This is a genomic window from Flavobacterium psychrotolerans (assembly GCF_003097635.1).
Lineage (GTDB): Bacteria > Bacteroidota > Bacteroidia > Flavobacteriales > Flavobacteriaceae > Flavobacterium > Flavobacterium psychrotolerans.
Map to the genome: position 1 here is coordinate 21810 of NZ_QCZI01000023.1, position 8786 is coordinate 30595.

The following is an 8786-nucleotide window of genomic DNA, read 5'->3' on the forward strand; positions in this document are numbered from 1 at the left end:
TTTTCAAAAACAGATTTATGAATATGTTTAATAAAACACTTTTAAGTTTATTTTTACTTTTCTTTTCAATACAGAGTTTTTCTCAACAAAATACAATCGACCAAAAAGTCAATGCATTATTAAAACAAATGACGATTGAAGAAAAAATTGGGCAACTCAATCAATATTCAGGCGATTGGTCTGCTACAGGACCAATAACAATAAATCCAAATAAACAATCAGAAATTAAAAAGGGACTATTGGGTTCTATGTTGAACGTTTTAGGCACAACTTATACAAGACAATATCAGGAATATGCGTTGCAATCCCGACTAAAAATTCCCTTGTTATTTGGTCAGGATGTCATTCATGGTTATAAAACCACGTTTCCAATTCCATTAGCCGAAGCCGCAAGTTGGGATTTAGAAGCGATGGAACTTTCTGCCAGAATTTCGGCCACCGAAACCGCTGCATCAGGAATTCATTGGACATTTGCGCCAATGGTGGATATTTGTCGTGATCCTCGTTGGGGAAGAGTGATGGAAGGAGCAGGAGAAGATTCTTATTTGGGTGCTAAAATAGCCTATGCAAGGGTAAAAGGTTTTCAAGGAAAGTTGGGAGAAATCAATTCCGTGATGGCCTGTGTGAAGCATTTTGCCGCTTACGGAGCTGCTGTTGGAGGAAGAGATTATAATTCGGTAGATATGAGCGAGAGGATGCTTTGGGAAACCTATTTGCCTCCTTTCAAAGCAGCTTTAGACGCAGGTGCCGCCACTTTTATGAATTCTTTTAATGATCTTAACGGAATTCCGGCAACAGGGAATAAATACCTGCAACGGGATATATTAAAAGGAAAATGGAAATTTAATGGTTTTGTGATTTCCGATTGGGGATCTATTGGAGAAATGGTAGCCCATGGTTATGCTAAAGATAAAAAAAATGCCGCATTTGATGCCATAGCTGCGGGTAGCGATATGGACATGGAGAGCAATTGTTATAGAGAAAATTTAGCCCAATTGGTAAAAGAAAAGAAAGTGCCAATCGCTTTAGTGGATGATGCTGTAAAAAGGGTACTTCGCAAGAAATTTGAACTGGGCTTATTTGACGACCCTTTTAAATTCTGTAATGCCAACAGGGAACAAAAAGAATTGAACAATCCGGAGCACACAAAAATTGCTAGAGAAGTAGCAACCAAAAGTATTGTTTTACTGAAAAATAAAAACAACCTTTTACCGCTTTCAAAAACCACAAAAACTATTGCTTTTATTGGTCCCATGGTAAAACCGCTTCGAGCGAACCACGGATTTTGGGCTTTAGATTTAAAGAATATTGATTCTACATACATCGTTTCGCAATGGAAAGGATTGGAGAATAAAGTGGGCAAAAATTCCAAATTACTTTATGCAAAAGGATGTGATATTGAAGGCGAAAACAAAGACGGTTTTGCTGAAGCAGTTGCCACGGCGAATCAAGCAGATGTGGTAATTTTAAGTATTGGAGAACGCTACGATATGAGTGGCGAAGCTAAAAGTCGAAGCAATATTCATTTGCCGGGAGTTCAGGAGGATTTAGTCAAAGCTATTGTGGCTACAGGAAAACCAGTCGTAATATTAATAAATGCAGGGAGACCCCTTGTTTTTAATTGGACTGCCGATAATGTTCCAGCCATACTTTATACGTGGTGGTTGGGAAGTGAAGCCGGAAACGCGATTGCCGATGTATTATTTGGCGATTACAACCCTTCAGGTAAATTACCAATGAGTTTTCCTAGAGATGAAGGGCAAATCCCAATATATTACAATCATTTTAATACGGGAAGACCCACTCAAAACCAGGAAAATACAAATTATGTTTCTGCTTATATTGATTTAGAAAACGGCCCAAAATTTCCATTTGGTTATGGGTTGAGTTACACTACTTTTCAATATTCGGATTTGAAATTGTCTAAAACGAAGCTAAAAAATACGGAAATAATTGAAGTTACTTTAAATATTACAAATTCCGGAAAAGTTGTTGGGGAAGAAGTGGTGCAACTTTATTTGAGAGATCGAGTAGGCTCCGTTGTGCGGCCAATAATTGAATTGAAAGATTTTCGAAAAATAAAATTGAACGCCGGTGAAACTAAAACCCTTAAATTTGTAATTGATAACAGCAAATTGTCTTTTTACAACAGCAAATTGGAATACCAATCAGAACCCGGCGATTTTGATCTGATGATTGGTTCCTCTTCTGAAGATATTCGTTTGAAAGGTAGTTTTGAATTAATAAAGTGAAAATGAAAAAACAGTTCCTTTCTTTTTTATGTGTTTTGGGTTTAGGCTTGTCAACAAACGCACAAGTCACCTTACCCAAAATATTTTCAGACAATATGGTTTTCCAGCGCAATGTCTTGATTCCTGTTTGGGGTCAGGCCGATGCCAATGAGAAAATTACGGTACGCTTTCACAATCAAACCAAATCAACTAAATCCGACAAAAACGGAAAATGGACGGTGCGTTTGGATAATGAAATTGCCGGTGGCCCCTATCAATTGACTGTTAAAGCAAAAAACACCATTCAAATAAATAATGTCCTCGTTGGTGAAGTATGGCTTTGTTCCGGACAATCCAATATGGAATGGTCGGTTGAACAATCCTTGAATGCAAAAAAGGAAATAGCGACAGCCAATAATCCATTTATCCGACAGATAAAAATCTCAAAAGAAATAAATTCTTTGCCTCAAAACGATTTTGGTTCTGGAACTTGGCAGGTTTGTGATTCCATAACCGTCCGTAAATTTACGGGTGCAGGTTATTTTTTCGCCAAAAAGATATACGAAGAATTAAAAATCCCGATTGGATTAATCAATGTGTCTTGGGCAGGCACCAATATCGAAACCTGGATTAGCCGAGAGGGTTTTGAAGGCAGCGAAGAGTATAAAGAAATGATTGATGGAATGCCTAAAATTAGTTTGGATTCACTGACTAAACTAAATGTAAGTAGTTTTGGAAAAAATATTGAAATTTTACAAGGCTCAAAACTAAGTGAGGCTAATACGGGTTCTTTCAAAGAATTAGGATTTGACGATTCTCGTTGGCTGGAATTCAACGAACCCGAAATATGGGAGAAACAGAGTTTAGGTGAATTTGACGGTGTGGTTTGGCTTCGTAAATCGATTGTATTATCTGCGGAAGACAGCAAAAAAACAGCATTATTGGAACTCTCTAAAATTGATGATGAGGATATTACCTACGTCAATGGCATCAAAGTGGGAGGTATGGCACAATGGGATGCCAGTAGAAAATATAGCATTCCAAATGGTGTTTTAAGAGAAGGGAAAAATACGATAGCCATTAGAGTAGTTGACAATGGTGGCGGTGGTGGAATTTATGGAGATTCATCCGATTTAAAATTAACTTTAGAGAATACTAGCATTCCATTAAATGGGAAATGGAAATTTCAGGTAGAAGCTTTAAAAAGTGATATCAATGAAAATGCTTTTCCTTCATTGGCTTATAATGCTATGATAAATCCATTAATTCCTTTCGCCTTTCAAGGGGTTTTATGGTATCAAGGGGAATCAAATTCTAACAGGTCATATCAGTATAGAAAAGCTTTTCCACTACTGATAAACGACTGGAGACAAAAATGGAATCATGGTAATTTTCCGTTTTATTTTGTGCAATTGGCCACATTTAGCACTTCGGGAAACAGTAATGAGGGTTGCGCTTGGGCTGAATTGCGTGAGGCACAAACCCTAACGTTGCAAGTGCCTAACACCGGTATGGTTGTAACTACCGACATAGGTGACACAAAAAGTATTCATCCGCTCAATAAACAGGATTTAGGAAAACGTTTGGCTACGCTTGCCTTGAAGAATGTATATAAAAAAGAAATCGTTTGTGCAGGACCTTTTTACAAATCGATGGAAATAAAGGGCAATCAAATCATGCTTTCTTTTGATAATTTGGGAACGGGATTAACAACTTCAGACCAATATGGTTACATTAAGGGCTTTGAAATTGCAGGAAAGGATCAAGTATTTTATTGTGCCAAAGCGTTCATCAAAGATAATAAAGTAATCCTTTTTAGTGAAAACGTAGAAAATCCAATCGCTGTTCATTTCGGATGGGTTGGTGATGCTTCGGATAATAATTTATTTAATAAAGAAGGATTTCCTGCTATTCCTTTCAGAACTGACGACTGGAAAACGATTACAAAAGAAGCAAAATACAGTTTTGAAAAATTAAAATAATAATAAATTCAATAAAGTGAATATCAAACTAAATTTTTTAAAAACGATTTTCTGCGTTCAGATGTTGTTGTTTTTAACGACGAATGAAGCTCAAAAATTGCCTTTTTGGAACGACATCCAAGCCTTTAAAAAGCAGGACAGTATAGCCATACCAGCCCTTTATAAAACACTTTTTATAGGAAGTTCATCTTTTACAAAGTGGAAAACGTTAGAGCAAGATTTGCCAGAATATGCGCCGTTGAATCGTGCTTTTGGGGGTTCGACATTATTAGATGTCATTCGCTATCGGAAGGATGTATTTCAAAAATACAATCCCGAAAGAATTGTTATTTATTGTGGTGAAAATGATGTTGCTTCTTCCGATACTGTTACCACGAAAATTGTTTTTGACCGTTTTAAGGTTTTATACCAACACATAAGAGAAAAATTCCCCAAGATAAATATCTATTATGTTTCATTAAAGCCCTGTCCATTAAGATGGAGCATGAAAGATAGAATGATGGATGCAAACAAACAAATCAAGAAATTTTGCAAGAAACAAAAAAATACCCATTTCATAAATATTTGGGATAAAATGTTGCAAAACAGGAAGCCAATTTCAGCACTATTTATAGGAGATAGTTTGCACATGAATAAAAAGGGATATGAAATTTGGACGAAAGAGATAAGGAAAAAAATAGGAAAAGAGTAGGGAAAAAGATTTTATTGCGATTAATCTCCCAAATTGAGTTCGGTTTTTTATCTTTATAGAAATTACTCATCAATGAAAATAGCTTTAATTCAGTCTTCATTAATTTGGGAAAATCCAAAATTAAACCGAAATCACTTCGAAGAAAAAATCAACGCCATTCCTGAAAATGTTGACTTAATTGTTCTGCCCGAAATGTTTTCTACGGGTTTCACCATGAGTCCCAATCTTGTTGCCGAAACCATGCAAGGCGAAACGGTTTTGTGGTTACAGTCTTTGGCTAAAGCTAAAAATTGCGCAATAACCGGTAGCTTAATCATTACAGAAAACGGTGATTTTTACAACAGATTGGTTTTTGTTTTTCCGTCAGGGGAAATCCAGTTTTATGACAAAAAACACTTGTTTACATTGGCCGGTGAGGATAAAATTTACACTTCCGGAAGGCAGAAATTAATTGTAGAATACAAAGGCTTTAAAATTTGTCCGCTAATATGTTATGATTTGCGTTTCCCTGTTTTTTCCCGAAATACGGAAGATTATGATGTGTTGCTTTATGTTGCCAATTGGCCAAAAGCACGAATTAATGCTTGGGATTCCTTATTAAAAGCACGCTCTATAGAGAATATGTGCTACACCATCGGGGTGAATAGAATAGGCGAAGACAATAACAAACAGGGATACAGCGGGCATTCTCAAGCGATTGATTTTTTAGGGAATTACCTCATTGAACCTCAAGAAAATGAGGGCATTTATATTACAACGCTGAATAAAAAGACTTTATTAGAAACTAGAGAAAAATTTGGGTTTTTAAACGACAGGGATGCTTTTACAGTTTTAGATTAAAAGTTTGCTCCACATCCCAATTGACATGGAGAAAAGTTCTTTAAAGTTGAGGTTGTACTATTCAAAATTAGTTCTTCAATGTCCAACATTTTTTGTTTTTTAAGTTCTATATTTGCATTATATAATAAAAAATGCACGACACAATATAATAACATATATACGGCGTAATAAAATAACAAACACCCTAAACTAACTATTCTATTTCTATGGCTGCACCTAGAGAAAAATTAGCATCATCATTAGAGGTACTTCAAAAGTTACAGAACCAAAAAATTGTTGGTATTAAATCAGCCGATTTAAGTAGAGTACATAAAGAACGCTTGCTCAAACAAGGTTTTATTCGTGAGGTTTTTAAAGGTTGGTATATACCCGTTTCACCTGATGAAAAAAAAGGCGATAGTACTTCTTGGTACATTTCCTATTGGGATTTTTGTTCAAGGTATTTACAAGAACGTTACGGAGAAGACTATTGTGTTAGTGCAGACCAATCTTTGTTGATACATGCTGGAAATGATGCGGTACCTCATCAACTCATTATTCGTTCCACAAAAGGAAATAATGGGCTAACCACTTTACTTTTTAGCACTACATTATTCACCATGAAATCGCCATTATCGGAATTAGAAACCGTTGAGATACATAAAGGGCTTCGGGTATTAAATCTGCCTTCGGCTATAGTATATTGTTCTCCTTCCTTATTTATTAGTAATCCTATCGATGTTCGAACGGCTTATAGTTTAATTACAGATGCTTCACAGTTATTAGGAATATTGCTTGATGGTGGTCATAGCCTAAAAGCAGGCAGAATCGTAGGTGCTTTTAGAAATATAGGTCAGGTTAAAGTGGCAGATACTATTTTAAAAACAATGAAAGCTGCTGGTTATGATGTAAGAGAAGTTGATCCCTTTGAAGAAAAAACTTTAATTTCATTGTCCACTAGGGAACGTTCACCTTATGTCAATAGAATTCGTTTGATGTGGTATGAAATGCGAAAGACAGTTATTGCTGTTTTTCCAAAATCTCCAGGAATACCACTTGATAAATCAGCTTATTTGAAACAAATAGAAGAGATTTATAGTACAGATGCTTATCATTCCTTATCTATTGAAAAATACCTAGTAACTCCCGAACTGATTGAACGTGTTAAAAGTGGGGTATGGAATGCCAAAGAAAATGAAGCCGATAAAAAACAACGTGATGCTATGGCAGCACGAGGCTATTGGCAGGCTTTTATTGCTGTAAAAGAGAGTGTAACCCGAATATTAGATGGAGAACATGCTGGAAAAGTAGCCGACGACACCCATAGTGATTGGTATCGTGAATTGTTTGCTCCCAGTGTTGCCGTAGGTTTGTTGAAACCTTCGGATTTAGCGGGTTATCGAAATCATCAGGTTTATATTGGACAGTCTAAACACGTACCTGTAAACAGAGAGGGTATTAGGGATGTAATGCCTGTTCTTTTTCAATTGTTGGAGGAAGAGGAAGAAGCTTCTGTTCGAGCGGTTTTAGGACACTTTGTATTTGTATTTATTCACCCTTATATGGACGGAAATGGACGGATTGGGCGTTTTTTAATGAATGTAATGTTATCTTCCGGAGGTTACCCGTGGACAGTTATTCCTGTTCAGGAAAGAGATGTTTATATGAATGCCCTAGAACAAGCCAGTGTAAACCAAAGTATTGAACCCTTTGCTAAATTTATAGCTTATCTAGTAGCCGCATCGATAGATGGAAAACCGGTTGCTAGAATTTAAACATTAGTCAATAAAAAAGGGCAAGCACTAAACTTGCCCCCAGAACAGCGGTAGATGTGGGATTTGAACCCACAAGCCCATTTCTGAACCCACAGTTTTTAAGACTGCTGCCTTAACCATTCAGCCATTCTCGAAAAGAATTTAGTTTTTTTTCTTTTCGAGAAGAGTTAATTTAGTAAATGAGAATACAAAGTTTCTTCAATAAAATCTAAAGGATTTTTTTCTATGCCTTCTAATAAATTACCATTTCGCTCAAGTAATTCCCTATACAATTCCAAAATAAGAATGTCTCTATAAACGTAAATTCTAGGGGCAGTGATTGAAGGTTCGTGCCTTGTAAATTCTCTATTTAATAATTCTTTAAAATTCTCGTTTTTAGAATCAAAATGATTAATTATTGATTGTTTAATTTCTTCCATATTTATTTTATTATTTTATAAGTTGCTTCTTTTGACTCTCCCGTATTGTCCGAATTTGTTCCAAGTATTTTGTCTTTAAACTCACTTATACTCAAAATATAAGGAACAGTTTCTTCTACAGCAAGTATGTTATTTTCATTGTCAATATTCATTGAGATTATTTCAATTATAGTATCGTCGTTTACGTTTTGTATTTTAAATCTACACATTTTAAAGTTTTTTATCGGTTTCTATTAATTCTTGAAGTTTTTCGATAATAATTGTACTACAACTAATTTCATTTTCTTCAAATGTTTTAACATAAGAATCTAATTCTTTTATTACTTCATTGACAAATAAATTAATTTCAATAGTTGATTTTTTTTTTTAAATCTGTTTTCATCAATTTTAAAAATCTATTGTTGATTTTATCTTCTTTAATTTTAATGAAAATATTTTCTGTTTCTTGTCTCAAACAGGTAATTAATTCATCTATAATCTTGTTTTTACTTTCCATTTCTATCATGATTTTTTTTAATTCAAGAATATTTTCTTCGTAGTAATCACTTTGTTTTCACCATTAATTAAACTAATAAAATACAAACCTCTTGTAGCAATTGAGCTTAAAGGAATTTCAATTATTTGTTGACTTATCATTGAATTATATATTTCTTGACCTAATATATTGGTTACTTTTATTTTGCTTCCAATAAAGTTAGATTGGTTACCTAAGTCAATGTTGATTTTTGAAAAAGTTGGGTTTGGATAAAAATTTACGTGTCCTTGTATAAAAGTATTATTAGACAAATCTTCTGTGTGTGCCTTGCATGCACTTCCAATTCCTCAAAAGTAGGAATTTTATCTAGAGGGTGCAAGTCCCTTATCGGCAA

The 8786-nt window shown here is 34.9% G+C and carries 8 protein-coding genes and 1 tRNA gene; 5 read left to right on the forward strand and 4 right to left on the reverse strand.

The features are described from left to right. Positions 1 to 23 precede the first annotated feature (23 nt). The 5 genes from DB895_RS13380 to DB895_RS13400 all read left to right on the forward strand — a co-directional run bounded on the left by DB895_RS13380 (position 24) and on the right by DB895_RS13400 (position 7498). On the forward strand, positions 24 to 2252 hold the full coding sequence (locus DB895_RS13380) for a glycoside hydrolase family 3 N-terminal domain-containing protein (RefSeq protein WP_116725874.1): 2229 nt from the start codon (positions 24 to 26) through the stop codon (positions 2250 to 2252). Positions 2253 to 2254: 2 nt separating this feature from the next. Next, positions 2255 to 4213, forward strand: a complete 1959-nt coding sequence (locus tag DB895_RS13385; protein ID WP_116725875.1) for a sialate O-acetylesterase — start codon at positions 2255 to 2257, stop codon at positions 4211 to 4213. 16 nt (positions 4214 to 4229) lie between these two features. Further along, positions 4230 to 4904, forward strand: coding sequence for a GDSL-type esterase/lipase family protein (locus DB895_RS13390; RefSeq protein ID WP_133242680.1), 675 nt, complete (start codon positions 4230 to 4232; stop codon positions 4902 to 4904). A 72-nt stretch (positions 4905 to 4976) separates the two neighbouring features. Continuing rightward, positions 4977 to 5744, forward strand: coding sequence for an amidohydrolase (locus DB895_RS13395; protein ID WP_116725877.1), 768 nt, complete (start codon positions 4977 to 4979; stop codon positions 5742 to 5744). Positions 5745 to 5950: 206 nt separating this feature from the next. Then, positions 5951 to 7498, forward strand: a complete 1548-nt coding sequence (locus DB895_RS13400) for a Fic family protein (protein WP_116725878.1) — start codon at positions 5951 to 5953, stop codon at positions 7496 to 7498. 51 nt (positions 7499 to 7549) lie between these two features. Here the strand turns inward: DB895_RS13400 and DB895_RS13405 are convergent. The 4 genes from DB895_RS13405 to DB895_RS14535 all read right to left on the reverse strand — a co-directional run bounded on the left by DB895_RS13405 (position 7550) and on the right by DB895_RS14535 (position 8703). Further along, positions 7550 to 7629: transfer RNA gene (locus DB895_RS13405), tRNA-Leu, on the reverse strand. A gap of 36 nt (positions 7630 to 7665) precedes the next feature. Then, positions 7666 to 7917, reverse strand: coding sequence for a hypothetical protein (locus tag DB895_RS13410; RefSeq protein ID WP_116725879.1), 252 nt, complete (start codon positions 7915 to 7917; stop codon positions 7666 to 7668). Between the two features lie 2 nt (positions 7918 to 7919). Beyond that, positions 7920 to 8126 (reverse strand): hypothetical protein, encoded by a 207-nt coding sequence (locus DB895_RS13415; protein WP_116725880.1) that lies wholly within the window; start codon positions 8124 to 8126, stop codon positions 7920 to 7922. A 304-nt stretch (positions 8127 to 8430) separates the two neighbouring features. Next, a complete protein-coding gene (locus DB895_RS14535) occupies positions 8431 to 8703 on the reverse strand; it encodes a T9SS type A sorting domain-containing protein (RefSeq protein ID WP_166426984.1) in 273 nt (90 codons plus the stop codon). Positions 8704 to 8786: the final 83 nt, after the last annotated feature.

What these genes read in the sequence shown, in the direction of transcription:
- DB895_RS13380 (WP_116725874.1), top strand. Translation starts at nt 24, where the DNA reads ATGTTTAATAAAACACTTTTAAGTTTATTTTTACTTTTCTTTTCAATA.
- DB895_RS13385 (WP_116725875.1), top strand. Translation starts at nt 2,255, where the DNA reads ATGAAAAAACAGTTCCTTTCTTTTTTATGTGTTTTGGGTTTAGGCTTG.
- DB895_RS13395 (WP_116725877.1), top strand. Translation starts at nt 4,977, where the DNA reads ATGAAAATAGCTTTAATTCAGTCTTCATTAATTTGGGAAAATCCAAAA.
- DB895_RS13400 (WP_116725878.1), top strand. Translation starts at nt 5,951, where the DNA reads ATGGCTGCACCTAGAGAAAAATTAGCATCATCATTAGAGGTACTTCAA.
- DB895_RS13410 (WP_116725879.1), bottom strand. Translation starts at nt 7,917, where the DNA reads ATGGAAGAAATTAAACAATCAATAATTAATCATTTTGATTCTAAAAAC.
- DB895_RS13415 (WP_116725880.1), bottom strand. Translation starts at nt 8,126, where the DNA reads ATGTGTAGATTTAAAATACAAAACGTAAACGACGATACTATAATTGAA.